The organism is Lysinibacillus sp. 1 U-2021 (genome assembly GCF_029916965.1).
Taxonomy (GTDB): domain Bacteria; phylum Bacillota; class Bacilli; order Bacillales_A; family Planococcaceae; genus Lysinibacillus; species Lysinibacillus capsici.
In genome coordinates, this window is record NZ_CP123966.1 from 1369545 (window position 1) to 1395761 (window position 26217).

At 34.1% G+C, this 26217-nt stretch carries 23 protein-coding genes and 3 pseudogenes; 13 read left to right on the forward strand and 13 right to left on the reverse strand.

Going from position 1 to position 26217, the window contains the following annotated elements:
* Nucleotides 1–383: 383 nt before the first annotated feature.
* The 6 genes and pseudogenes from QH639_RS26375 (at nt 384) to QH639_RS07145 (ending at nt 4145) form a co-directional block, all read left to right on the forward strand.
* Nucleotides 384–749: a hypothetical protein gene (locus tag QH639_RS26375; protein ID WP_000467446.1), complete on the forward strand. Its 366-nt coding sequence runs from the start codon at nt 384–386 to the stop codon at nt 747–749.
* 9 nt (nt 750–758) lie between these two features.
* Complete coding sequence (locus QH639_RS26380) at nt 759–1331, forward strand: YscQ/HrcQ family type III secretion apparatus protein (RefSeq protein ID WP_348638175.1); 573 nt, start codon at nt 759–761, stop codon at nt 1329–1331.
* Nucleotides 1321–1986: pseudogene (locus tag QH639_RS26480) on the forward strand (EscR/YscR/HrcR family type III secretion system export apparatus protein). The gene QH639_RS26380 and the pseudogene QH639_RS26480 overlap by 11 nt, the downstream one beginning before the upstream one ends.
* Before the next feature lie 9 nt (nt 1987–1995).
* On the forward strand, nt 1996–2256 hold the full coding sequence (locus QH639_RS07135; RefSeq protein WP_000341004.1) for an EscS/YscS/HrcS family type III secretion system export apparatus protein: 261 nt from the start codon (nt 1996–1998) through the stop codon (nt 2254–2256).
* Nucleotide 2257: 1 nt separating this feature from the next.
* Nucleotides 2258–3025, forward strand: a complete 768-nt coding sequence (gene sctT, locus QH639_RS07140; protein ID WP_000503288.1) for a type III secretion system export apparatus subunit SctT — start codon at nt 2258–2260, stop codon at nt 3023–3025.
* Nucleotides 3026–3033: 8 nt separating this feature from the next.
* Nucleotides 3034–4145: pseudogene (locus QH639_RS07145) on the forward strand (EscU/YscU/HrcU family type III secretion system export apparatus switch protein).
* Nucleotides 4146–4387: 242 nt separating this feature from the next.
* Here the strand turns inward: QH639_RS07145 and QH639_RS07155 are convergent.
* Nucleotides 4388–4654, reverse strand: a pseudogene (locus QH639_RS07155) (L-glutamate gamma-semialdehyde dehydrogenase); the annotation flags it as partial.
* Between the two features lie 180 nt (nt 4655–4834).
* Between QH639_RS07155 and QH639_RS07160 the strand changes: the two are divergent.
* A complete protein-coding gene (locus QH639_RS07160) occupies nt 4835–6172 on the forward strand; it encodes an AAA-type ATPase lid domain-containing protein (protein WP_281115869.1) in 1338 nt (445 codons plus the stop codon).
* Nucleotides 6173–6232: 60 nt separating this feature from the next.
* Here the strand turns inward: QH639_RS07160 and QH639_RS07165 are convergent, their stop codons facing one another.
* Nucleotides 6233–7207 (reverse strand): proline dehydrogenase family protein, encoded by a 975-nt coding sequence (locus tag QH639_RS07165; RefSeq protein WP_036074906.1) that lies wholly within the window; start codon nt 7205–7207, stop codon nt 6233–6235.
* 577 nt (nt 7208–7784) lie between these two features.
* Between QH639_RS07165 and QH639_RS07170 the strand changes: the two genes are divergently transcribed.
* Entirely contained in the window at nt 7785–8384 is a 600-nt protein-coding gene (locus QH639_RS07170) for a TetR/AcrR family transcriptional regulator (RefSeq protein ID WP_131520827.1), read from the forward strand.
* Nucleotides 8385–8422: 38 nt separating this feature from the next.
* On the opposite strand, the gene QH639_RS07175 is transcribed toward QH639_RS07170, so the two are convergent.
* Nucleotides 8423–9790, reverse strand: a complete 1368-nt coding sequence (locus QH639_RS07175; protein WP_281115870.1) for a S41 family peptidase — start codon at nt 9788–9790, stop codon at nt 8423–8425.
* A gap of 179 nt (nt 9791–9969) precedes the next feature.
* Nucleotides 9970–11289: a branched-chain amino acid transport system II carrier protein gene (gene brnQ, locus QH639_RS07180; protein ID WP_131520829.1), complete on the reverse strand. Its 1320-nt coding sequence runs from the start codon at nt 11287–11289 to the stop codon at nt 9970–9972.
* A 250-nt stretch (nt 11290–11539) separates the two neighbouring features.
* Between brnQ and QH639_RS07185 the strand changes: the two genes are divergently transcribed.
* Entirely contained in the window at nt 11540–12433 is an 894-nt protein-coding gene (locus QH639_RS07185) for a C40 family peptidase (protein WP_281115871.1), read from the forward strand.
* 84 nt (nt 12434–12517) lie between these two features.
* On the opposite strand, the gene QH639_RS07190 is transcribed toward QH639_RS07185, so the two are convergent.
* Together QH639_RS07190 and secA2 are read right to left on the reverse strand one after the other, a co-directional pair.
* Nucleotides 12518–13417 (reverse strand): accessory Sec system S-layer assembly protein, encoded by a 900-nt coding sequence (locus tag QH639_RS07190; RefSeq protein ID WP_131520831.1) that lies wholly within the window; start codon nt 13415–13417, stop codon nt 12518–12520.
* Nucleotides 13417–15780 carry an accessory Sec system translocase SecA2 gene (gene secA2, locus QH639_RS07195; protein ID WP_281115872.1) on the reverse strand — a complete coding sequence of 788 codons (2364 nt, stop codon included), beginning with the start codon at nt 15778–15780 and terminating at the stop codon, nt 13417–13419. Before secA2 ends, QH639_RS07190 begins: the two co-directional genes overlap by 1 nt.
* Nucleotides 15781–16005: 225 nt before the next feature.
* Between secA2 and QH639_RS07200 the strand changes: the two genes are divergently transcribed.
* The 3 genes from QH639_RS07200 (at nt 16006) to QH639_RS07210 (ending at nt 19015) form a co-directional block, all read left to right on the forward strand.
* On the forward strand, nt 16006–17073 hold the full coding sequence (locus QH639_RS07200; RefSeq protein WP_131520833.1) for a glycosyltransferase family 4 protein: 1068 nt from the start codon (nt 16006–16008) through the stop codon (nt 17071–17073).
* 460 nt (nt 17074–17533) lie between these two features.
* Nucleotides 17534–17980: a hypothetical protein gene (locus QH639_RS07205; protein WP_227744924.1), complete on the forward strand. Its 447-nt coding sequence runs from the start codon at nt 17534–17536 to the stop codon at nt 17978–17980.
* Between the two features lie 69 nt (nt 17981–18049).
* Nucleotides 18050–19015 carry a hypothetical protein gene (locus QH639_RS07210; RefSeq protein ID WP_281115873.1) on the forward strand — a complete coding sequence of 322 codons (966 nt, stop codon included), beginning with the start codon at nt 18050–18052 and terminating at the stop codon, nt 19013–19015.
* A gap of 204 nt (nt 19016–19219) precedes the next feature.
* On the opposite strand, the gene QH639_RS26485 is transcribed toward QH639_RS07210, so the two are convergent.
* The 7 genes from QH639_RS26485 to QH639_RS07240 form a co-directional block, all read right to left on the reverse strand.
* A complete protein-coding gene (locus QH639_RS26485) occupies nt 19220–19282 on the reverse strand; it encodes a hypothetical protein (RefSeq protein ID WP_131520845.1) in 63 nt (20 codons plus the stop codon).
* Nucleotides 19283–19780: 498 nt separating this feature from the next.
* Entirely contained in the window at nt 19781–20524 is a 744-nt protein-coding gene (locus tag QH639_RS07215) for a LytR/AlgR family response regulator transcription factor (RefSeq protein ID WP_131520835.1), read from the reverse strand.
* A 4-nt stretch (nt 20525–20528) separates the two neighbouring features.
* Nucleotides 20529–21638 (reverse strand): sensor histidine kinase, encoded by a 1110-nt coding sequence (locus QH639_RS07220; protein WP_281115874.1) that lies wholly within the window; start codon nt 21636–21638, stop codon nt 20529–20531.
* 185 nt (nt 21639–21823) lie between these two features.
* Nucleotides 21824–21970, reverse strand: coding sequence for a hypothetical protein (locus QH639_RS07225; RefSeq protein WP_193767357.1), 147 nt, complete (start codon nt 21968–21970; stop codon nt 21824–21826).
* Nucleotides 21967–22569, reverse strand: coding sequence for an accessory gene regulator ArgB-like protein (locus QH639_RS07230; protein ID WP_281115875.1), 603 nt, complete (start codon nt 22567–22569; stop codon nt 21967–21969). The genes QH639_RS07225 and QH639_RS07230 overlap by 4 nt, the downstream gene beginning before the upstream one ends.
* 468 nt (nt 22570–23037) lie before the next feature.
* Nucleotides 23038–24096 carry an LCP family protein gene (locus QH639_RS07235; protein ID WP_004227597.1) on the reverse strand — a complete coding sequence of 353 codons (1059 nt, stop codon included), beginning with the start codon at nt 24094–24096 and terminating at the stop codon, nt 23038–23040.
* A 147-nt stretch (nt 24097–24243) separates the two neighbouring features.
* Entirely contained in the window at nt 24244–24879 is a 636-nt protein-coding gene (locus tag QH639_RS07240) for a YigZ family protein (protein WP_131520838.1), read from the reverse strand.
* Between the two features lie 165 nt (nt 24880–25044).
* Between QH639_RS07240 and QH639_RS07245 the strand changes: the two genes are divergently transcribed.
* Nucleotides 25045–26193 (forward strand): sensor histidine kinase, encoded by a 1149-nt coding sequence (locus tag QH639_RS07245; RefSeq protein WP_131520839.1) that lies wholly within the window; start codon nt 25045–25047, stop codon nt 26191–26193.
* Nucleotides 26194–26217: the final 24 nt, after the last annotated feature.

Here is a 26217-nt window from a genome sequence, read left to right on the forward strand (position 1 = left end):
ATTTTTTTGTAGGAAATTATGATAAAATTATTTTCTAGTTCATGGTCTAATATTGAACTAGCTTGTGAATAGATTTTATAGTTATTAATATAGGAAGTTTTACTTTGGTAATAAAAATAATAAAGTTTTTTATTAAAAAGTGTTGACCTTTTAAAAATAAGGGTGTAGTATTATACAAGTCGCCAGGGTGACACGCTAAAATAAAGCAAAACATGAACCTTGAAAACTGAACAAGCAAAACGTAATCAATAAAGTTTTAAGTAACTAGCTTCGGTTAGTGAACAAAACAAAAATTTTGGACATCAAACATGATGCCAGCAAAACAATTTGAGCTAATCAAATTTCTTTTGCAAATTCGAAAACGATCAGAAGGATGAAAGTTAATGTTCGGTCTGAGGAAAGTAAATCGAAACACTCATACGTTTGAAACCACTTTTCAAAATTGGAAAGAAAATGGCGAAGATGTTGCATTATTAATGCCCGAATTTAGTGCTAAATGGCTACCAATAGCAGAAGAGAGTGGCAGCTGGTCTGGATGGGTATTGCTTGGAGAAATATTTCCCTTAATTTCATCTGAGCTCGCTGGGATGGCTTTAATGCCAGAAACGGAAAGGTTAATAGGGGAATGGCTCAGTTTATCCAGTTCCCCGTTAAATCTAAAGCATCCTGAACTAAAATATAATCGTTTGCACGTAGGTAAAGTATTTGATGGAGTATTGAGCCCTGCTCAACCACTAATAAGAATATGAACAGGAGAATTGAATCTTTGGTTAGATAAAGTCACAGTCTGCCAATACGGAAACGCTCCAGCGTTAGACAAAAAATCATTATATTGGTCCATTCATTTTGTAATTGGATTTAGTAAAACATGTTACAGAAGTCTTGTTGATATTGAAGTTGGTGATGTTTTATTAATCTCAAATAATTTGGCTTATGCGGTTATTTATAATACAAAAATTTGTGATTTAATTTATCCAGAGGAGTTAAAAATGGCTGATCATTTTGAGTACGAGGAAGATTTTGAAACAGATGATTTTGATATCAAAAAAAACGAGAGTGAGATTTATGATGAAAATGACGATCAGATGATTAATAGTTTTGAAGACTTGCCTGTAAAAATTGAGTTTGTTCTTGGTAAGAAAATAATGAATCTATATGAAATAGACGAACTCTGTGCAAAAAGAATAATATCTCTGCTTCCAGAATCAGAGAAAAATATAGAGATACGTGTAAATGGTGCGCTAACTGGCTATGGCGAACTTGTTGAAGTGGATGATAAATTGGGCGTAGAAATTCATTCTTGGTTATCAGGGAATAATAATGTCAAATAGCATTTCGCTGATAGCGATATTATCATTATTTACACTATTGCCGTTTATAATAGCATCCGGGACATGTTTTATTAAATTCTCGATTGTTTTTGTTATTGTCCGAAACGCGCTGGGACTTCAGCAAGTGCCATCAAATATGACACTTAATGGGGTTGCTTTGCTATTGTCAATGTTCGTAATGATGCCGGTTGGGAAGGAAATATATAATAACAGTCAGAATGAGAATCTTTCATTCAATAATGTAGCATCGGTTGTTAATTTTGTTGAGACAGGCATGAGTGGTTATAAATCATATTTGATAAAATATTCTGAACCTGAGTTGGTTAGCTTTTTTGAAAAGATTTAGAAGGTGAATAGTTCTGAAGACAATGAAGAGATAATCGATGATGATAATATTTCAATTTTCTCGTTACTGCCCGCATATGCATTGAGTGAGATAAAAAGTGCATTTATTATAGGTTTTTATATCTATTTACCCTTTGTCGTAGTGGATCTGGTTATATCCAGCGTTCTGTTAACGTTAGGTATGATGATGATGAGTCCGGTAACCATATCTACACCGATAAAATTAATTTTGTTTGTCGCGATGGACGGTTGGACAATGTTATCAAAAGGGCTCATTTTACAATATTTTGACCTATCCATTAATCCCTGAGGAAAAAATATGGACGATATTGTTTTTGCGGGGAATAGGGCGCTGTATCTGATTTTAGTTATGTCTGCAGGACCTATTGCAGTTGCGACATTTGTTGGTTTATTGGTAGGGCTTTTTCAAACGGTAACGCAGTTGCAAGAACAGACGTTGCCATTTGGCGTGAAATTATTGTGCGTAAGTATTTGCTTTTTTTTAATGAGCGGGTGGTATGGTGAAAAATTATATTCATTTGGTATCGAAATGCTGAATTTAGCATTCGCGAGAGGATAGCATGGGGGAGGCGATACTCTATCAGTTGCATAGTCTGCTGGCTGCTACAGCGCTCGGTTTTTGCCGATTGGCACCAACTTTCTATTTGTTACCATTTTTCGCCAGTGGGAATATACCAACAGTAGTTCGTCACCCAATAATAATAGTGGTATCATGTGCATTAGTTCAGCATTACCACTATGAATTATTGAACTTAAATGAAATCGATATTGCTTTGTTCGCTGCCAGAGAAATTATCATAGGGCTGTTTATTGCATGCTTATTAGCATCCCCGTTTTGGATTTTCCTTGCTATAGGTAGCTTTATCGATAACCAACGCGGTGCAACATTAAGTAGTACTTTGGATCCTGCTACTGGTGTCGATACTTCGGAATTAGCAAGATTATTTAACCTTTTCTCTGCTGCGGTTTATCTTACTAAAGGTGGAATGAACTTTATTCTGGAAACTCTTTGGCAAAGTTATAATTTATGGCCTTCAGGCAATTTTAATTTTCCTAAATTAGAGCCTTTATTCTCATATATTAATAACATAATGACTCATACTATCGTTTACGCAAGCCCCGTGATTGCCGTTATGCTGGGCGGTGAGGCTGTCCTGGGGTTGCTGGCACGTTATGCTTCACAACTAAATGCTTTTGCCATTTCACTGACTGTCAAAAGTGCGCTGGCATTTTTAATATTAATTATTTATTTTGCCCCAATACTGGCTGAACGAGTAATGCCGTTATCCTTTTTCCCAGAACAATTGCAACTATACATTGAGAAATAGAGTGTTTCATGGCCAATAAAACTGAAAAGCCAACACAAAAGAAACTCCAGGATGCTTCTAAAAAAGGGCAAATTCTAAAAAGTAGAGACTTAACCATCTCTGTAATAATGCTTGTGGGTACTTTATATCTCGGATATGTTTTTGATGTGCATCACATTATGTCGATTCTTGAATACATCCTTGATCATAACGCTAAACCAGATATTTGGGACTATTTTAAAGCTATGGGGGTTGGTTGGTTGAAAACGAACATTCCTTTTTTGCTGGTTTGCATGTTCACAACAATACTTGTCTCCTGGTTTCAAAGTAAAATGCAATTAGCAACTGAAGCTGTTAAATTTAAGTTTGATTCATTGAATCCAGTAAATGGCTTAAAGCGTATATTTGGCTTAAAAACCGTAAAAGAATTTGTTAAAGCAATTCTTTATATTGTTTTTTTGCATTGGCGATCAAAGTATTTTGGAGTAATCATAAATCACTGCTTTTTAAAACTCTTGATGGAGATATCATATCTTTATTATCAGATTGGGGAGAGATGCTATTCCTTCTCATACTGTATTGTCTCGGCAGTATGATAATTGTCTTAATTTTTGATTTTATCGCTGAATATTTTTTATTTATGAAAGATATGAAAATGGATAAACAAGAAGTTAAAAGAGAATACAAGGAGCAAGAAGGAAATCCAGAAATTAAGTCTAAACGCAGAGAGCGCCATCAGGAAATTCTTTCTGAGCAATTGAAATCTGATGTCAGTAATAGCCGTTTGATGATTGCCAACCCTACTCACATTGCAATAGGGATATACTTTAAGCCACATCTTTCACCTATTCCATTGATTTCTGTAAGAGTAACTAATGAGGTGGCCTTAGGCGTAAGGAAATATGCAAAGGAAATCGGAATACCAATTATCACAGATAAAAAATTAGCACGAAAAATTTATGCTACCCATCGTCGCTACGATTATGTTAGCTTCGAAAATATAGATGAAATATTACGTCTTCTGCTGTGGCTTGAAGATGTGGAGAATGCCGGACAACCTGTTCCAGATGAACAGCTCTCTTCAGAAGATAAATTCATTGAGGGTGAAGACACAGAAATCGAGAATAAAGATAATAATTGAATAAATTAAATATCTATCGTAGTCAGAAATTTAAAAATAATCTACACGCAAAAAGCGTGTAGATTCATTATTTAATGAGTTAAACGATCTTGCGAAATGACAAGCAATTGATACATACTCATCTCTTTATAAGCTGGAACTGTAGTAACCTGTGCAAATTCGCGATATAGCTTTTGCTCCAGTTCTGCTGATGATATATATTCCGGGTGTTCGCTAAAGAACTGTCTTGCATCTACTATCGCTTTCCATGTTTTGAATGTTTCATCTGCCGCTTGCATCGCTTTTTCAGCTAAATCTTTGCTTGCTTTCGAAACGCGACCAATGACTTCTGTTTTCTTTGCAGGATTGTACGAAACGATTTTATCTTCTGTTGTAATGCGCTCGCCACCAATAATTAGTGGGTAGTCTTGACCTAAATAACCTTCAACTTTATTTAAAGCCTCTACATAAGCATTGTAGTTTGCCTCTTGTGAAAAATCTGTGAATGGTTCGTGTTTGTATGGAATCATGTCAGTTTCCTCCCAGGTATAAATAGTGCCAAATGATTATGCACCTTTTTGGATTGTGTTAATTATATAATGCAATATAATTTGGCATTAATCAACTCAAATTTTTAAAACTTTTTTAATTTTTGCATCTGCTTTTCATATTGGTGTTAGAATAAGCTTAATGGAATACAGGAGGACAAAATGGATAACAATGTACTACTAAGTATTTATAAATACGTCATTGAAAAAGGCGATATGGGAATTTGTGTGGTAGACACAGAGGGCAAATTGCTTATATACAATAAAAAAATGAGAGAATTAGAAGGCGTTAATGAGGATGAATTTGAGGAGAGGCGAGCCTTAGAGATTATTGATTTTGAAATCGAAAAAAGCGATATTTATAAGGTCCTCAGCTCTGAAACGCCAGTGCACAATATAAAAAAAACGTATTGGAATAAAAAAAATCAAGAAGTGACCTACATAAGCAATATTTATCCGTTGCACTATGAAGGCTCTTTAATAGGCGCTGTGGAATTTGCCCGAGATATTACACAGCTTGAATACATGATGTATCAGCCATTGAGAAGGTATGGCGCTCCATTGACATTTGACATCATCACGGCTGTATCACCAGTCATGAAGGATGTCATTGAAAAAGCAAAAATTGTGGCACTAAGTAGAATGCCTGTTGTGTTAATAGGGGAATCAGGTACTGGGATTGATATGGTTGCAGAGGGAATACATCATGATCTAAAGGTACAAAATGATATGTTTATTGCTTTAATTTGCCGTCGAGATGAGAAAACGGTATTAAAGCAATTTGAAAAATATATTGTGGAAAAGGAGAAAATAACCTTCTTTGCTGAGCGCATTGAATATTTATCTCTAGAAGCACAAGAAAAGATTGTTGAACTTTTTAATAATTATCCTAATCATCAGCATGTTTTAATTGCTAGTGTTGGCAAAGATCCAATTGATTTGATTCAAAAGCATGAGCTATCCAAAAAGCTTTACAGACTTTTTTCGGGTATTACGATTTATGTACCTCCTTTACGAGAAAGAAAAGAAGATATTATGCCTTTTATCGATGATTATTTCAAAAGACATCGTGATAGCTTTGGCTCATCTATTCACGGGCTTTCAGAAGAAGTGCGAGATACCTTTTTAAAATATGATTGGCCAGGAAATTTAAAGGAATTAGAAGTACTGCTGGATGAAATAACCTCATTGATCACCAATGAGACGATAGTTGAATCACATATGCTGCCAGTGCATTTCAAATGGAAAATCCAAAGCTCTTGTGAGGAGACGGAAAAAGAGGTTTCTACGAGTGACTTGTTTGTCATTAAAAATCAACAGGATATTCGACCATTAGATGTCTATATGAAAGAGGTAGAGGAGTACTATATTTCAAAGGCATTGGATTTTCATCAAGGCAATATCTCCAAAACAGCTGCTGCCTTGGGGATTCGTCGACAAAGTTTACAGTATCGAGTTAAAAACTATAAGCTCAATAAAAAAAGCGAAAACAATGATTAACAATGTTTTCGCTTTTTGGATAGGTTCCTGAAACTGATGGATAGCTTCATGCTTGTATAATTATTTTCCTTTTTTCGAAAGGCGACCAAGCGCAAATGCTGCTGCTCCTAAGCCGATTGCCATGTTCGTTTTTTTGTTAAACACTTGTTTTGTCACAAGTGCTACATTTTGTGGACGCTCAGCTAAACGGCGCATAAAGTAACCGTACCAATCATTACCGAATGGTAGGTATGTGCAGAAATTATAGCCCTCACGAGCAAGGTCTAGCTGCATTTCTTTACGGAAACCATATAGCATTTGGAATTCGAATTTTTCATTTGGAATATTGTGTTGTTTCACAAATTGTTTTACATGGTTGATCACATTATGGTCGTGTGTTGCAATCGAAGTAAATTTACCATGTAGCAAATGATATTCAATTAGTTTTAAGTAATTATGGTCAATATCAGTTTTAGATTGATAAGCCACATTCTCAGGTTCTTTATAAGCGCCTTTTACAATACGTAAGCGGAAGTTTTTATATTTCTCAATATTTTCCTCTGATTCGAAGAAGTAAGCTTGAATAACTGTCCCTACGTTATCATACTCTTTGTGTAATTCCTCTAATAACTCAAAAGAGCTATGTAAACGCTCGTAGTTTTCCATATCAAAATTCACGAAAATATTATATTGATGTGCAAGAGCTACGATTTCTTTTAAGTTTTCATAGCAAAATGCGTAATCAATATCTAAACCCAGTTGTGAAGGTTTAAGAGAGATGTGTGCATCAAGCTGTTCATCATGAATTGCTTGTACAACAGCTAAAATATTATTTTTGGCAGCAGTTGCCTCTGATTTTTCGTAGACGAACTCGCCTAGATTATCGACTGTACAAGAAATATTGGCCTTGTTTAATTCTTTAATCGATTGCACAACTTCTGGTAGACTTGTGCCAGCAACAACACTTTGCGCACCCATTTTTAAACCATATTTTTGTGCAGCGCTGTTTAATAATTTGTTCTCTGATAAGTAAATGAAAAAGTCACGTAATACCATCATATGCCTCCAAAAATGAAAAATTTAAATTCTTGGCGATTATAACACTTTTTTTGAAAGGTAAAATAGTTTGATTTTCAGAAAAAATATTTTTCAAAGTCAGTTAGTGAGATAAACTATTGCAGTCATTGACTTTTTCATAAAAAAATTTTTAATTAAAAAATTTTTTTCAAAAAAAAGGACTTTTCAAAATAGTAGATTTGCTTTATGGTGATTAGTATATGTCTAAATTTGCGCATATGTATAATATAGGGCTTTTTGATAGTGGGTTACTTGAATGGCAAGAGAGTATTTAGACTTAAAATATAGAACTATTAGTTTTTTAATATAATTTATTGGTGGGTATTCTTAGAAGTGATTCTTAGATATCCACTTTTTCATTTTTCAATTTAAATATCATATTAATAGTAGTTTATAGTAAAAAAGGACAGGGTGTATTATAATAAAATGGTATATAATCAAGATTAAATTATGTACGTTTTGTGAATTTATAGTTACTTTTGATTTAGAATAGTGTGTCTATATAAGCAATACAAAAGGGAAAATGACTACTCTAAACTAAGATAAGGTGGAAAGTATGGCAAGAGGCAGAAAAGTTAATTCAAATGGCGAACAAAGTAAACAACTATTACTTGAAAAAGCGATAGAGCTATTTTCTGATAAAGGTTATCATCACACAAAAATTAGTGACATTGTAAAGGCTGCCAATGTAACTCAGCCTACCTTTTATCTCTATTTTAAAAGCAAGGATGCCCTTTATAACGATTTGAATGCGCAATTTCAAAGCGGATTCTTGGCAGTAATGAATAGTAAGTCAACTGACATTATTGAATATGGATTACAGGGTTTTATCACGCTCTTAGAGCAAAAGTTATTGAACTTGTTCGTATACATAATTGAAAATCCTGAATTAACAAAAATAGGTTTTATTGAATCCAAGCAAGCACATTTGGTAAAAAACCAAATGACACAGCAATTGATCCACCTTATTTATCTGCATGATTGTGACAAAGATCTACAATTGTATAGTGTGGATATAAAAATCATGATCGATAGTTTAGTAGGCTCAGTAGAAAGACTCATCATCACGAATTTATTAGAAGAAAAAAGGTTACCTGCAGAACTTGCGAATGATATTGTACAATTATATTTTTGGAAAACCAAAAAAGTGATATAAAAAACTGTCATCGATACTTATTATCGATGACAGTTTTTTTAATTGCTTATTTTTATATGCTGATAGTAGCCCTTCTGATCTTTGCTCTTTGGGTGAATAAGTAGCATATATTCCTGATTCGCTAATAAAGCACTCTTAGGTGTAACAGTTATTGAACGCCCTTCAATTTTAACTGCTACGGGTACTTCCTTAGCTCCTAAAGCAGCCAGTTGAATGTTACTTTTAGCAATTTGAGAAGTAAGCCCTGTAGGAATTTTCACGGTAAATTTTTGTGTGTCAGCTATATTTTTTACTGTGGAAAGTTGTTTATATTTAGGATATTTCTCCTTCAATGCATCATAATGTGCCTGGAAAATAGGTGCTGTTGAGGTTGGAACATTCGGCTTAACGCCTACTTCATGAATAGTATGACCCGCAGGACCCGTAAATTTACCAACTGTAAGCTTTAAATAGCTTCCATCCTGTAATGTGTAAAAGCCTTGCATAGCACCTTTCCCATAGGTTGTTTCTCCGTATAAAATAGCAGCCTTTTGGTCTTTCAATGATGCGGAAAGCATTTCAGAAGCACTGGCACTATAGCGGTTTACAAGGATACGGGTATCTTTAGGAAACTTTGTATCTTGTTGAACTGCTGGAATGGTATAAGAGTTATGCGCTTCTTCTAATAAATACGCCACTTTAGCAGATTGGAATAATCCTGTTAGTTCTTCAGCTGTTGTCACATAACCTCCACCATTATTTTGTAAATCTAAGATGAACGATGTTGCACCCCGTTTTTTTAAATCTATCAGTGCATTTTTAACAAGCTGTGCACCATCCTCTGAAAAGGAAGCCAACGAAATATAGCCCACATTCCCAAATAGCAGGTCAGTTTGTACATTCGGTAATGTGAATGTTTTACGTGTAATAGTTTTGGTAGTTTTTGAACCGTCACTATTCTTTAATGTAATTTCCACCTTAGTCCCTTCATTACCGATTAAAAGGGAAGAGGCCTCTTGTGTAGAACGCCCGATAATGGATTCACCATTAACCCCAATGATGATATCTCCAGCCTGAACACCAGCCTCAAATGCGCCACTGCCTTCAATTACTTGTAAAATATGAATTCCATCTTCGCGTTCTTCAATCACCACACCTATACCTATAGTAGCTAGGTTGATGCTATTCATATAATTTTCAAATTCTTGTTTAGTGAAGTAGGTTGAGTAAGGATCAAGCATACTCATGATTTCTGAGATGGATGTAGCCTTCTCTAAGTTTCCATTAATTGTTCCAACGTAAGTATCTTTCACAATCTCCTTAATTTCCTTGATAAGCTGTTGATCATTTTCAGCAGCGTGAGTAGTTGTAAAAGGGAGAAGGAAGAAGCCTAGAACAAATACGAATGACCATAATAACTTTTTCATTGGACACCTCTTTTCTAGAACTCAAAATAGAATGTATCCTTATTAGGTATTAAATGGATGGTTACATTATGCAATTGAGTATCTATTTTTTATTATACATGAAGCCATAGCTATAGTGGTGGACTTATGAGATAGAAAAAGAATCTACTTGTCGCTATGGGCAAGTAGATTCTTGTAAATTATTTTTTTATCAATTTATGAATAATAATACCAATTGATGCACCAACAATAGCTGGTAAAAGCCAGCCTAAATTTTGTTCATACATTGGCAATGCTTTTAGGATAGTTTCATAAGGTGTAATTTCAACTTTCATTTGTTTTAAGCCATCATATAGACTGACAAGGAAAGTTGGAACGAGCGCTAAAATATAAACAATTTGTCCACCTTTAAAGAAATGATCTGCTAGTGACAAGACCATCAATACCATAGCTAAAGGATAAATAATTAATAGTACAGGTAGTGATGCACTAATTATTGTTGAAAGTCCCACATTTGTAATAGCTGTACTAAAAATAGTGAAGACAACTAAAAACGTTTTATATGAAATTTGAGGGAATAGCTTATGGAAAAATTGTGCATTAGCAGTTAATAAACCAACAGCTGTGGATATACAAGCTAGTAAAATAGTCGCAGACAAAATAATACTTCCAAGATTTCCAAAGAGCACCTCAGCTGATTTTGCAATAATATTTCCGCCATTATCAGAAATACCGATTGCATTGATACTTGTATTACCAATATGCCCTAGAGAGATATAGACAAAGGATAAACCTATTGCAGCAACGACCCCCGCAAAAATCGTTGTTTTAACTTGTTTTCTTGTATCTTTCATACCCATATCACGCAAGGCCTGTAAAATGACGATACCAAAAACAAGAGCACTTAGAACGTCCATCGTTAAGTAACCTTGTACAAATCCTTCAGCTAAAGGTGACACTTTATAGTTTCCTACAGCTTCTCCTGGTTCTCCCATAGGAGAAATAAAACTTTTAACAGCAAGCAATAAAATAACGAAAAGAAGGGCAGGTGTCAAAATTTTTCCTACTCGATCAACGAGCTTCGAAGGATTAATAGATAAATAGAGAATTAACGTGAAAAACAAAATAGATGTGATAAAAAGTGGTGCCCAATGATCCCTCATACCTTCAGAGAGAAACGGAGCAATGCCTATTTCGTAGGACACAGATCCTGTTCGTGGTACAGCAAAGAACGGTCCAATTGCTAAGTAAACAATGGAGGTGAAAATCACCCCAAAAGCAGGACTAACACGGTTAGCAAGCAGTTGTAAATCGCCTCCTGCTTTGGCAACAGCAACAATCGCTAACAGTGGTAGACCAACACCTGTTATCAGGAAACCAATCATGGCTACAGTGACGTTTTCACCTGCTTGTTGGCCTAATAATGGTGGGAAAATAATATTACCAGCACCCAAGAACAAGGCAAATAGTAGTAATCCTACTGCTAAATTTCCTTTGATGAAATGCAAGATGTTTTTCATAAGTATATTAACTCCTTTAAGATTGAAAAGATAAAACTTTCTAAAAATTTTAAATACAGAAATGTATGTTATCATAGGAGCACTAATCTTGCAATGAAAACAGTATTTCAATATAGTCGGATTTCGTCGTATTCTATAAGTTTCCTATAATGTTTGAAAAATAGTCAGTTTTTCCGATTTTTCATGCAATAATTATCTAGTATGATAGACACACAAGAGAATATTCTAGCACGAACGGAGGCACTTTGGTATGCAAAAGACAAAAAAATGGAGAATTCTTGTTCTAAGTACTTTAGCAACTTCATTTTTAGCATTACAAACAGCAGAAGCAGCAACATATACTGTACAAAAAGGAGATACTTTAACGAAAATCGCTCAAAATCATCAAGTCACGATTGGGGATATTATGAAGTGGAATAATCTATCGAAAGATACGATTTATGTAGCTCAAAAGCTTGAGATTCCAAAACAATCATCGAATGAGGAAGTAAAGCCTTCCACTCCATCAACATCTGGAAAACCAGCAGCAAGTTCTCATACAGTAGCTAAAGGTGACACATTATCAAAAATCGCAAAGCTATATAATGTGACAATTAAGGAGATAATGGATTGGAATAAGCTTGAAAAAGACAAAATTTTTGTTGGGCAAGTGTTGAAGCTTTCTCCAGGCGCAGTAATACCCGATGGCGGTACTATACATAATAATGTGACTTCAGGTACGGGCACTCCGTCAAAAGTAACTGCGAAAGACCCTACAGCTAATGGACAAGCGATTTATAACAAAACAGTGGAAGTTGCCAATACATTGGTTGGAACACCCTATCTATATGGTGGAAATACACCTGTAGGGCTTGATTGCAGTGGTTTTATTTTTTATGCCTTTAATCAAGGTGGTTTAAAAATAGGAAGAGCAAGCAGTGAGGGCTATTTTTACGGGAATACTACCCATGTAGAAAATCCAGTACCTGGCGATTTAGTGTTCTTTGAGAATACGTATAAAGAAGGTATTTCTCATATGGGAATATATCTTGGTGATAATAAATTCATTCATGCAGGTACAGATGGTGTAGAAGTTTCGGATGTTACGTACTCTTACTGGTCTTCTAAATTAGTAGCCTACAAACGTTTTGATAGTGTGAAATAAAAAGTAGCGATTTTTGTCTAGGCAAAAATCGCTTTTAATTTTAGTAAAACCCCCTTCTCTTTTTTAGGAGAAGGGGGTTTTAGGTTATTGTGTTACACGTGCTGTCCAACGAGAGAGGTCAGCGTCTTTAGCATTCACAAGTTCTGCTGGGAAAATAAACGTCCAAGGCTTTGTAGAGTTTGGTTGAACAGTTAAAATTGGATTCATTTTAAATGAACCTTTTGCAATTTGTTTTCCTGTTGCATCAATAATTTCTAACGGTAATTGCTCTAAATTGATTGCTTTCTTATGCCCATTGCGGATAAAAATGGTTGCATTTAAATTACCATTTTCAGCTAGTTTTGCCTGTAAACCAGTGAAGTTTACCTCTGTTTCGCCTAACTCTGGTAAAGTTTTGACGATTTTCGCAAGCTCTTCTTTTTGTGCTTCTGGTAATTGTTCTTCCCATGATGGATCTAATTCTAATTGATGACCACGAAGGGAAACTAGGTTAAAGGCAATTTTCCAACCATCTTCTGGCACTTCATCTGCCTTAATTGTAGCATTTTCAAACTCAAACACCCATGGACGGGCACTTTCTGCTGGAATTGTACCTAGTGCTTTAAAATCGAATTTTTTAGATGCTACAAGCTCATCGTTTTTATCCAAGATGAAAAGCTCAATTTCACCTAGTTCAATTGCTTGGGGTAAGGATGAACGGAAAAATGCACGAACAAGCCATTTACGAGTGAGTATGTCTTCTTCAATACTAATAGAAGATAGTGATAATTGATTTGGTTTCAATGGTTCTAGCTCATTCGCTAGGAAGTTAAAAATGTATTTTTGTTCTTGTGGCACATCCCACTCAGGATGGAATGATAATTTTGTTTCTACATCACGATTATCACCCGTGTTTTTTGCAGTATTTCCTAATAAATCTTTTGAATCAATTGTGTTTTCCTGAACAACTTTATCAGATTTTTTAAAGAATGAAAATAAGCCCATTATTGTGCCTCCTGTTGTGCCTCAACTGTTTTCATGAAGCCTGTAATTTCAATGATTATTGAACGACGTAATTCCTGGAAATTTTTACCGAATAATTCAAGTCCTTCACGTTGGTAAATACGCATTGGATCTTCTTGCTGATAGTGACGTAAACCGATTCCTTCTTTTAAATGACTCATTGCCTCTAGATGCTTTACCCAACCACTATCAATATGGCTAAGCATGATTTGAGGAAGTACTTCCATTACTCTTTCGTTTTCAGCAAATTTCTCCATATGACTTAACAGTTCTTGTTCAGAAGGCTGAACATCCATTAAAATTTGCTTTACTTTTCCAACTTCGCGATCGATTGTAACGGGTGTGATGAACAGGGAGTTAAGTGAGTACTCCATTTGATCATAATCCCAATCAATAGAAGATACATCTTCAGGTGCAGCGTCATGAACAGCAAATTCAACGGTTTCACGAAGCATTTTTTTTAGCTCACCCATCAAGTCTTCACCAGCTAAAATTTTGTCGCGTAAGCCATAAAGAACCGCACGCTGGTCATTAATGACATCATCTAGCTTTAAGTTGTATTCACGCATGCTGTACTGTGAACCTTCAACAATACGCTGTGTACGGTCTATAAGCTCTTGTACCTCTTTATTTTGAATAATGCCCTTATCATCTACAATCATTTTTGCAGAGAATTTTTCTACTTCTTCTTTTGCGTAGCGTCGGAACATATCATCTTCAATAGAGAGAATGAAGCGGCTTTCACCTATATCACCTTGACGACCTGAACGTCCACGTAACTGATTGTCTACACGGCGACTTTCATGTTTTTCAGTCCCGATTACATATAAACCTCCAAGTTCATGGACATCATCACCTAGCATGATATCTGTACCACGACCAGCCATGTTTGTCGCTACAGTAATACGACCCTTTTGACCTGCCTGTGAAATAAGTTCAACTTCTTGTTCAACTGTTTTTGCATTAAGTAATTGGAATGTTAATTTTTCCTTTTTCAGATAGTCAGCTACAGTTTCAGACTGTAATATCGATGTTGTTCCAATAAGAATTGGCTGGCCTTTTTCGTGGCGCTTTTTCACCTCAGCTGCAACATACTTATATTTTGCTTCTTGTGTGCTAAAAATAATATCAGGCTGATCAACACGTTGACGTGGACGGTTTGTTGGAATTTGGATAACTTCCATGCCGTACACTTCGCGAATTTCCTTTTCCTGAGTTTTCGCTGTACCTGTCATCCCAGAAAGCTTAGGATACATACGGAAATAGTTTTGAATAGTAATTTGCGCTTGGGATTTATTTTCATCCGTAATGGCTACGCCTTCTTTAGCTTCAATTGCTTGATGTAAGCCATCAGAAAGTGAACGACCTTCTAAAATACGACCAGTAAACATGTCAACAAGCTCAATTTTGTCTTCTTTTACAATGTAATCAACATCGCGCTTAAACATAACATGTGCACGCACAGCTTGGATTACATAATGGAAAAGTGTTTGATGCTCTAAGTCATACAGATTGTCTACATTGAAGGCTGCTTCAACCTTTTCTATTCCTTTATCTGTAAGAGAAGTAGCCTTTGTTTCTTCATCGAAATCATAATCTTCGTCTGCTTTAAAGCGTTTCGCTAACATAGCAGCAATACGATGCAATTCATCGTTAGAAGGCATTTTACCTGCGATAATTAACGGTGTTTTTGCTTCATCGATTAATACACTATCCACTTCATCAATAATAGCAAAGTGATAAGGACGCTGTACTTTATCTGCTAAGCTATAAGCCATATTGTCACGTAAATAGTCGAAGCCAAACTCAGTACCCACACCGTATGTAATATCTGCATTGTAGGCTTCTTTCTTTTCACCAGGTTCCATCATCGGTACATTTAAACCGACAGTTAAGCCAAGGAAACGATGGATTTGACCGACTAGCTCATAGTCACGTTTCGCTAGGTAATCATTAACTGTAATGACATGAACACCTTTACCTTCTAATGCACGCACATAAGAGGGGAGAGAAGCAACAAGTGTTTTACCTTCACCAGTAGGCATTTCAGCAATATTACCTTCTGTTAATACTAGACCACCGATAAGCTGCACATCAAAATGACGCATTCCTAATACACGCTTTGAGGCTTCGCGTACTACAGCAAATGCGTCTGGGATGATTGATGTAATAGGCTCACCTTGTTCTAATTGATCTTTGAAAATAAAAGTCATTTCTCGTAATTCGGCATCTGACTTGTTAACATATTTTTCTTCAAGATTGTTAATTTGATCTACTATTTTGTAGTAGCGTTTTAATTGACGAGCACTAGTTTGCTCTTTATTACTTTTGAAAATTGAGAACATGAAATATACGCTCCTTTAAAGTTGTCTACATGCTAGACACTCCATTATTCTATCAAATTTTGCGAATGGTGACTACATTTGACTGTATAGGAATCTATTAATGCTAAAATGTACAAAATATTTGTGAAATCGTGGAAAATGTTTAGAAAAAGTATATTTCAATGCTTGTTCATGCTATAATCAATTTGGATTTCAATGTAGATTATTTATTTGAGGAGGAGAGACATGCTTTACGTGTCTTTAATAGCAGCATTTGTTGCATCCATTTTGTTAACTCCATTAGTGAAACGTTTAGCGTTTAGAATAGGTGCAGTCGACGCACCAAACTATCGAAAAGTACATGCTCGAATTATGCCAAGACTTGGTGGTTTAGCCATTTTCCTTGCCTTTATTATTGGCGTGACGATTTTATACTCATTTTTAGTTCATACAAAACATGGTAGTAACGAGGCTTTATTAGCTATCATTATTGGTGCTTGTATAATCGTTATCACGGGTGTTATTGATGATATGCGTGAGATTTCTGCGAAAGCAAAAATGCTTGGTCAACTAGTTGCAGCACTGATTGTTGTTTTTGTAGGCGGTATTGAAATTGAAATGGTTAATCTACCGTTCTTAGGTACATTAGACTTTGGGTTACTGAGTATTCCATTAACGATTATCTGGATCATCGGTATTACAAATGCCATTAATTTAATTGATGGCTTAGATGGTTTAGCGGCAGGTGTTTCTACGATTGCGCTGATAACAATAGCTGTCATGGCGTTTATTTTGAGCAATGTGTTTGTTTTAGCGTTAGCAGCCATTTTAGCTGTAGCTTCACTTGGTTTCTTATTTTATAATTTCCACCCTGCCAAAATTTTCATGGGTGATACAGGAGCATTGTTCCTTGGATTTATGATTTCCGTGTTAGCGTTACTTGGTTTCAAAAATATTACATTCGTAGCTTTAATCATCCCAATTATTATTCTTGGTGTTCCGATTTCTGATACATTCTTTGCGATTGTTCGTCGTGTTCGCATGAAGAAGAAATGGTCTGACCCAGATAAATCCCATTTACACCATCGATTACTCGATATGGGCTTTACACATCGACAAACAGTTCTAATTATTTACGGAATTGCAGTAATGTTTGGATTAGCAGCTATCATTTTCTCTATGGCAAAGGTTTGGGGAGCTATATTACTTGTAGCGGTCATCCTAACAGCTATTGAAATCTTTGTAGAGGTCATCGGATTGGCTGGTAAAAACTATAAACCATTATTAAATTTTGTACGGATATTTAGTAAATAAAATATAAGCAATCATACAATTTGTATGATTGCTTTTTTGTATTTATAAATAGCGTGGATATAAGGATTTTATCAAATTGAAAACCCTGAACTATATATGAAATGTTCATTTATCGTTTCGTTAGAGTTAGAGATTCTTATTAATATTGCTTAGTTAATGTTATTTATCCATATTTAATAATAGACAAGTTACTAAATTAAACCCAGTTAATAATAAGTACAAAAATACTTATATATGTTTAAAACTAGTAATATGATAATTTCAAATTTCTTTAAAGTGTTTTTCATTCATAATGAATGCGGATAGGATTAAAAAAATCGCAGTTAAGAGAAGAACACCCTTTTTTTTCTATAAATGTTAAAATATTTGTAGTTCTATAATGTTATAGGATGAATGAAAAAATGAAATTGAGAGAAAAGAAAGGAAGATTAGAATGAAGAAAAAAAGTATTTTACGTAGCATGGCAGCTAGCATGGCAGTTGCGGGAATGATGTTTGCTAGTATTCCAGCTTTGGCTGCTGAATCGCCAGAATCGCCAGAATTGCCAAAGTCAATTACTATTGATGGCAAAGAGTATGTCATGGATGAGACAGCAGGTGGTGGAAGCGATACGGCAACACATGACAATAGTATGAGTAAGGTTCAAACTTTTGCTTCTTATAAACTTTTGGGTAGTGACGTTGGGTTATACATTAATCAAAATAACCATGGTGGTGATCATTATGCGTATGGCTGGGTAAGAACAACAGCGCCAACTTTCACAGCTCGAGCTGAAATTTGGTCCAATGGGAAGGTTAACACTACAGGTCCAAATAAGTTAAATTCAGGTGATATCGCCTATGCATTTTCTAATCAAGCTATAGGTCTGGTTCCAAATGCGACACCTCGTATTTTCTACGCTTGGTAATAAATGGTAAATTTATTGTTACGCTTAGTAAAACCTATTTATTTCATTATAGGAATGATGCTACTTGTTATGTTGATAGCATGTAGCAAAACAGATGAAGTTAGTGTATCAGATATACAACAAACTCAGACCGAAACAGTTGTACCGGAAGAATCCCAAACTATGACACTTGAACCTCCGACATTTGAAGATTACAAGGATTACATAAATTATATCTCTGGCATACCTGCATTTGAACCGTACTATAAAACCGTTTTTGCTTTTGAAGAGGTTTCCGGTGGTATAACAAATGTTCCAATTGATGAGGTAAAGGCTATGTATGAGGAAATGAAATCAACTTTTGATTATATTCATGTGGCCGAATATCCCTTAATTTATAGGGGGTATTATGGACGCAATACAAGTTTTGTGGATGGATATGATCAGAATCAAACTTCTAATGCTGAGATGGTGACTTCAAACCTAATTAATGTTGTGAAGCAAGATAGGGAAGGCAATGAAATTTTAACGACACCACTAAAGACGGTTCTATTAAGTGAAAGCATTTTCGATCGCTTCGATGACAGTATTGATGAGGGAAGAAACCTTCGGACGTCTGATTTTACGCTTACGGCACCGAGTGAGCCAATTAGTGTTGTATTGGGAAGTGCATATAAGGATATTTATGAACTCGGCGATACGTTTTCCTTGGAAATGATTTCTGAAGTAATGAATTTTCAAGTCGTTGGTTTTTATAAGGCAGGCGTTGGTTTTTCAAATGATGTTGGGGCATTCCATCATGTGAATTTTGATCATACTATAGTTATGCCACATTTTATACCAGAGTACGAACCTGTTGGTGAAGCAGCTGTATTTCAACATGCATTCCACCTCGGTGAATTGCTATCAGGTTATATTCGAATTCCAGAATCAATTGATAAAATTAATGATGTTACCTATGATCATACAGTTGATTTAATGGAAGAGATAGCGGAGAGGAATAATCTCTCTGGTCACTATAAAATTGCAAATTGGCCGGTGGGATTTGTTTGGTAAGACAGAAAAAATGGCTATATCAGTATTAAAAAATTATTTGTAACTGGACTGAAAAAAACGAAGGTTAATGGTATAACTGTATTTGTTATAGCTAGTTCCGAATCAAATTCATTTTTATGTAACCCATAAAAAACTGCGAATAAATTTGGGACTAATCCCTTTATATAAGACAGGATGAACCGGCAACTGGTTGTTTAATTTCGTTTATATTCGAATATAGTTATAATAATTTATATAGTCTTTGACGTTTTGTTCTACGATGGCTATTGTAGTACGCTTTCAATTTTCTAAGTAGAACGTTTCAGACATTAATGCAGAAATGAAACGATTTGATTGAGGCATTATCAGCCGGTGAACCTTTACAGGACATGCTGATAATGCCTTTCCCTTTTAGGCTTATTGGTAACGATAGATGTGTATACCGAGCATTAATACTAGGCTACGTACAACCTTCAGGCAAATGATTTAGTTGGGTTAATGTATGCAACACGAAAATCGTATCATGGTGCTCACACCAATTGAATAAGCGTTAATCTCACCATTATATAAATCTTGAATACTTGAAAGGTCCGTTGTCGCAAAGTCACGATTGAATAAATTCATGGCGATATAGTAGGGTTGTCTTGTTTGTTTATGTTTTTTCACTTTCTCATAAAAAAGCACCTCCTAATTGAAGTTTAAGTTTTTAATCCCAAATTCAATCCAAGATGCTTTTTTATTTGTATTATTTTATTGGGATCAGTCCCGTTACTATTTAGAGGTTTTTTATAGGACGCGTATATGAGTATTTCTTTTTATGTTTTTTGAATACCTATATGAAACTAAACATTCATGTCCATTATTCATTAGTAGAGATCCACTTTTAGGAGTAAATTCTTTTACATATTCAATATTAATTAAATAGCTATTATGACATCTACAGAATCTACTATCAAGTTTTTCCAATTCCTTTAATTTACCATAGAATTCATAAATTCCGTTTTTTGTATGTAATTTTATTTTATGGGCTACTGAAGCTGTTTCAAAATAATAAATATCTTCAAACTTAATATTTTTAATGCTATCACCAATCTTGATTTGTATGATGTTAGCAGTTTGGGTTTTACCTAAACTTAGGTACCGTTTATAAGCAGTATCTAGAGCTTCAGTAATATTTTTAGATAGAATAGCCTTATCTATTGATTTAACAATATAATCCATAGCAGCTATTTTATATTTAAAGGTCAGTTTTAGTTTATTGGCAAATGCAGTAATAAAAATAATATTAGCAAGTGGATTTTTTTCTCTAATTAATCTAGCTAACTCTAAACCATTCATATCACCTTCTAACTCGATGTCTAAGAAGTAACAATCTCCTTGAGTATGACTAGTATAATTAACAACATCTTCTGCGTTGGAAGCTATTAAGGCAATTTCAATACTAGGTAAATGAAAACTTGCATACGTTTTTATCTCATTTTGAATAAATTGACGCTGAGAATAGTCGTCTTCACAAATGATAACTCTCATTAAATCACTTCCTATTTGTTAATTCGAGTTCCTGAATAAATCTATTATTTTCTAATCTTGTATTTAAAAAAAGGTTCGGATACCCTTTTTTTATATCTAAAACATTTTTTAAACCGTAGCCCCGATTACCACCTTTTGTGGAAAAGCCTTCTTGAAAAATTTTACTAATATCAACTTCTCCATTGAAGGAGTTTTCAAGGACAAATATACAACTATTTGGTGTTTGTAAAAATACGATATTAATTTCTGGTTCATTGGATTTTTCACTAGCTTCTATTGCATTATCAATTAAAATACCTAAAATTCTAGAAAAATCTATTATATCCATTGAAATATCTTTGATTTTATCCGGAATTTCAATCTGGACATTGATATCCTTTTCTGTCGATAAAATAAGTTTTGTCGTTAGTAGCCCTTTTAGCTCAATGATTTCTAAATTGCTAAAGTCTTTCATCATCAAGTTTTTTTTAAATGTTTCTTTTTCCACTTTTATAATTTTATGATTAAAGTAATTTTTTAGTTGTTCCATATCTTCGTTTGCAATATAACTAGATATCGTTGTTAGAATGTTTAAATAATCATGTCTAAACATTTGCATATCACTATTAACTTTTTCTAAAGATTTCATGTAATCGTTGAATTGGGAATGTTTTATTTTTTGGTATTTTAATCGGCTTTTTTCTTTATTATTTTTAATTAGAAACATTGATACTACGAAAATGATAATTAAATAACTTAATTGAATAATTAAATTAATTTTGGTTAATTGCTGTTCTTCAAATGTACTAGGTACAAAAATATTTAAGTAAAGGACAATAATAGTTATACAAGATAATAAGGAAAGGAATACCTTTGAAATAGTTGCTAGAGATGTATATTGATTATTTGTATAAAATTTATGTACAAAAAATTGTAATAGATAAAACAGAATTAGATAAAAGCAAATGAAAATTAATAATTGCAAGTAGTCATTATTTATAGCACTTGTACCTGATATAATTTGGGCTAAATGGTCTGATACCATCCCAATAAATATAATTTCAGTAAAGTCTAAACAAATTTTAAAAAAGCTAGAATTGAGTAATAAAGCAATGAAACTTGTACAAAAAAACACGATTATAGCCATCCAGGGTACAAGAAATACGTAGGTTATCACAGTCAATATACAAATACTTACACTAATTAAAAATGTAATTCTGCTAGGTTTTAATTTTTGCAAATAGAAAAGTGATATTCCAATAGTAAGAAACTCCAATAAAATTGTAAAAACAAGCTTTTCTTCGATTGGTCTTCCTCCTACTATTTGTTAAATTCATGTTGATTTCGTAAAGACTCAGGAACATCTAACTCATTAAATAAAAAAGTACAGCCAAGGACTGTTGCTGAACTTGCAAATAAAATTACCAGACCTGATATTTTATTAAGAATTGTTTTTTTTATTTTCATTTTAGTTTACCTCCTGCTAGTTTTTGAAAAAGAACGAATACTGCTATTAAAGTAACGCCAAATGAAATAAAGTTCGTAATGACATTATTATAGAGTACAAAAATTATTGCCCAAATAATTAATAAACGAATAAGTAACTTCTTTCTTAAAAAAGTTTTATGGCGCTGATTATATACAGGCCTTTTCTTAGTTTCGGCCGGAGCAAATATAGCTAGAATTAGCGATGAGATTGCAGCTACTATTGTCATATATTCTTGAAAATAATTCATATTCTTGATGATGTAAACGCTAATTGGTAAAGTTGTGATACTTGCAATTAAGCAAACGAGATTATTTTGAAAGTGAAATCCAAAACAAACTTGCCTTAAGAAATAAAAGACTAAATGTGCTACCAAAGTTGCTAAGAAACAATCTAACAGCATAGCGATTATATATACGATAATAAATTTCCAAAAATCATTCAGTATCATCCTGACACCGAATAAAATTTTCTCCCGTTCAACTTCAAAATGACTTTCTTGAATAAGTATATTTGTAATTCGTTTCTCTAAACTAGAAAAAATACATGCAGCCCCCTTTGTAAATAACAAATAATTCAAAATATGACAATTTTTATATTACTAAATAAACTTCTAACAATCAATCTTATTTATAGTAATAAGTGGTAAAACTTTATAATGTTAATTAGTATAGTTTCACAATACGTTTGAAGAGTAGAGCTCTCTTATGGTTATTAGACAAGACAGAACAGTAAGGTTAATTTTAAGATTGGAAAATTAGCGGATAGTGAATATCACTAAACTTTCTTGTAGATGATAAGAAATTATAAATTATTTTGTTTGTTTAATAATGTATCCACTTAGCTGTTGGGCTTTGATCGGCAGTTAATTATGGGGCTATAAAAACTGTCAAGAGGTGAGTATAAGAGGCAAATAGACGGATAGCACTATCTTGATGATGAAATAAGCGTTCTTAGAGTGACTGTTGTTAATACATTGGAGTAGTGTCTAATAAGAGTTCATATAAAAAAGCCTTTCCATGAATTAAAATGGAAAGGCTTTTTAGATTTATTGAGGTTGCTCATTCGTCGAAGATTCTTCGCTTATGGCATTTCTTTCAGTACGGTTACTAGTAAGACTTGATGAAGATTCATTTAATCCAAGATGATTTTTTAATGTTTCTTTCACTTCATTAACAGATTCTTGATTTAATTGATAATAATATATCCCAGTTGATGTATCATTAGTACCATCTAATGTTAAAGTATCGATTCGTGGTACACCCTCTGATAAATAGGACAAGAAAGATTTCATTTCAGTAAATGTCATATTAGTCTTCATGTTATCACCAAGTGCCTTAATAACATCATCGTATTTTGTTATTGTCTTAACAGAGGCAACTTTTTTGATAATAGCTGAAAGAATTTCTTGTTGACGTTTACCGCGCTCAATATCATTATCTTGTTTACGTGTTCTTGCAAGTGCAAGTGCTTGGCTACCGTTTAACTGTTGTAAACCTGGTTGTAGGTTGATTGTATACTTGTCGAATTCATCTAATTCATGTAAAGCATAAGGTACTTCAGCTTCAATACCGCCTAATGCATCAACTACATCAATAAAAGCATTGAAATTCATACGTACATAATAGTCAATTGGAATATCTAATAATTTTTCAACAGTATCAATTGATGCCAGTGTGCCACCATATGCATGAGCATGGGTAATTTTATCTTTATAGCCTACTTCAGGAATATAAACGTATGAATCACGGGGTATGCTTAGCATTTTAATAGTTTGTGTTTTATTATTTAATGTAGCTAAAACGAGTGCATCGGAACGTGAATGGTCCGAACCCTGTCCTCGATTATCACTATCATCAACCCCGACAAATAAAATGGATACATTATCATGTACTGGCTCTACTTTTTCTTCGCGAAGTGTAGAAACTTCTCGGCCTTCTAATTCTTCATGTGCAGAATCGGCAGCATGCTCTACCTGTTTAGTCAGGTAAACAGCATAAGCCGTTACACAAATTACCAAGCTGGCAACTAATAGAAGTGTAACTTTTATAATTAATGAAGCTTTAGAAGACCTCTTTTTAGTCGGACTAACAGATCTTTTTTTCATAATAGATATATTCTCCTCTAATTATTGGGAATAATAATGCGATAAAGCTAACTTTTATTCAATTTTAACTAAATAATTGTGTGGACAATAAAATAGCTTAACAAAAAAATTATACTATGCATATTTAGTTTCGACAATTAAAACTATTTAATTGACAATAAATTCTACAAATTGAGCATCTTCGAAAGTGATGGAAGCTTGTCCATTAGTCATTTCTGTTATCCAACTTCGGAACTGTTCCTCGTCCTCTTTTAGCACAGAAACAATGATTTCAACACCCTCCAAATAACGTATTTCCTCTAAAGAATATGATGAACTTCTTATTTCATTTTCGACTTTTCCTAGCCATGTATAATCAATAGCTACTTTCATGAAATGATGCAATTTACGTTCAACTATCTGTGCAGCAATTAATCCCTCTGTAGTTGCTTTTCCATAAGCACGAATAAGGCCACCACCGCCGAGCTTAATGCCTCCAAAATAGCGGGTCACAACAACGACCGTATCTTTTAACCCTTGTTTTTTTAAGACCTCTAACATAGGGACGCCAGCAGTACCACTAGGTTCCCCATCATCATTTGCCTTTTGAATATGATCATGCTCTCCAATAATATATGCGGAGCAGTTGTGTGTTGCATTATGATGCAATTTTTTTATACCATCTATAAAAGAAATTGCATCCTCTTCCGTTTCTGCACGTTCTATATAAGTGAGAAAGCGAGATTTGGAAATGACAATTTCGCTTTCACCATATCCTTTTACTGTTAAATAGTTTTCTCTCATTCGTATCAATCTCCTTTTAACTAGAGTTCTATTCTATAATTTTCATGAAGAAAAAGCATTAAATTTTAGCATGGTAATGCTATAATAGGTGTAGACTATGGAATATGTGATTTTAGTCTATTAAATTAGTAAGTAATCATAAGACATTAGACTGGGGAGTATACTATGTTTTCAAATGATACCTTCGATTTAAAGTCGCTTGATGACATTTTTAATCGAATGTTAGATACAATCATGAGCTCAAAGGATGATATCTTTATTATAAGTGAACAAAGCCGCAGAAGCTTTGAAGATATGCAAAAAGAGCTGGAAATTGTTCGAAAACAAATATCAATCGTAATTGATGATGGCGATGCATTGGAAAAAAGTACGCAGCTTGCTAAGCAACGACTTGTGCTAGTGAGTAAAGCTTTTGATAATTATACCGAAGAACAAGTTAGAGAAGCCTATGAAACTGCACATGATTTTCAAGTAAAGCTCTCCGTTATTAGAACACAAGAAAAACAGCTACGGGATAAAAGAGATGATCTAGAGAGAAGATTAAGAGGATTACTCGATACAATTGAACGTGCTGATCATATTGTTAATCAGGTAAATGTCGTTTTGAATTACTTAACTTCAGATTTAAGAAATGTTGGTTTAGCCCTTGAACAAGCAAAAATGAAGCAGGATTTTGGGATACGTATTATTGCAGCTCAAGAGGAAGAGCGTAAGCGTTTATCGAGAGAGATTCACGATGGACCTGCTCAAATGCTTGCAAATGTCCTTATGCGCACTGATTTAATAGATAGAACGTATCGTGAAAAAGGTATTGAAAAGGCTTTGGCTGAAATTGCCGATTTAAAGAAAACGGTACGTAATGCTTTATCTGAAGTGCGACGTATTATTTATGATCTACGACCAATGGCACTTGATGATTTGGGAATTATTCCGACATTAAAGAAGTATTTATCGACAGTGACTGAATATAATCCAGGTGTTGAAATTCATTTCCAATCGAGAAGTACAGAAAAACGTATACCTTCAAATTATGAAGTATCCATTTTCCGATTAGTACAAGAATGTGTAACCAATGCCATGAAGCATGGAAAGTGTAAAGACATTTGGGTAAAGCTTGAATGGTTAAAAGATGCCGTCAACATTGTTGTAAAAGATGATGGCATAGGCTTTGACCCACAAGTAGTAAAAGATCATTCCTTTGGGATTTTAGGAATGAAAGAACGTATTGAAATTTTAAATGGTACAATCACCATTACGAGTGAAATCAATCGAGGGACAACGGTGTTATTTAAAATACCGTTTGAAGTAGAATGATGTAACTGTCGCAGAAATCTAGGG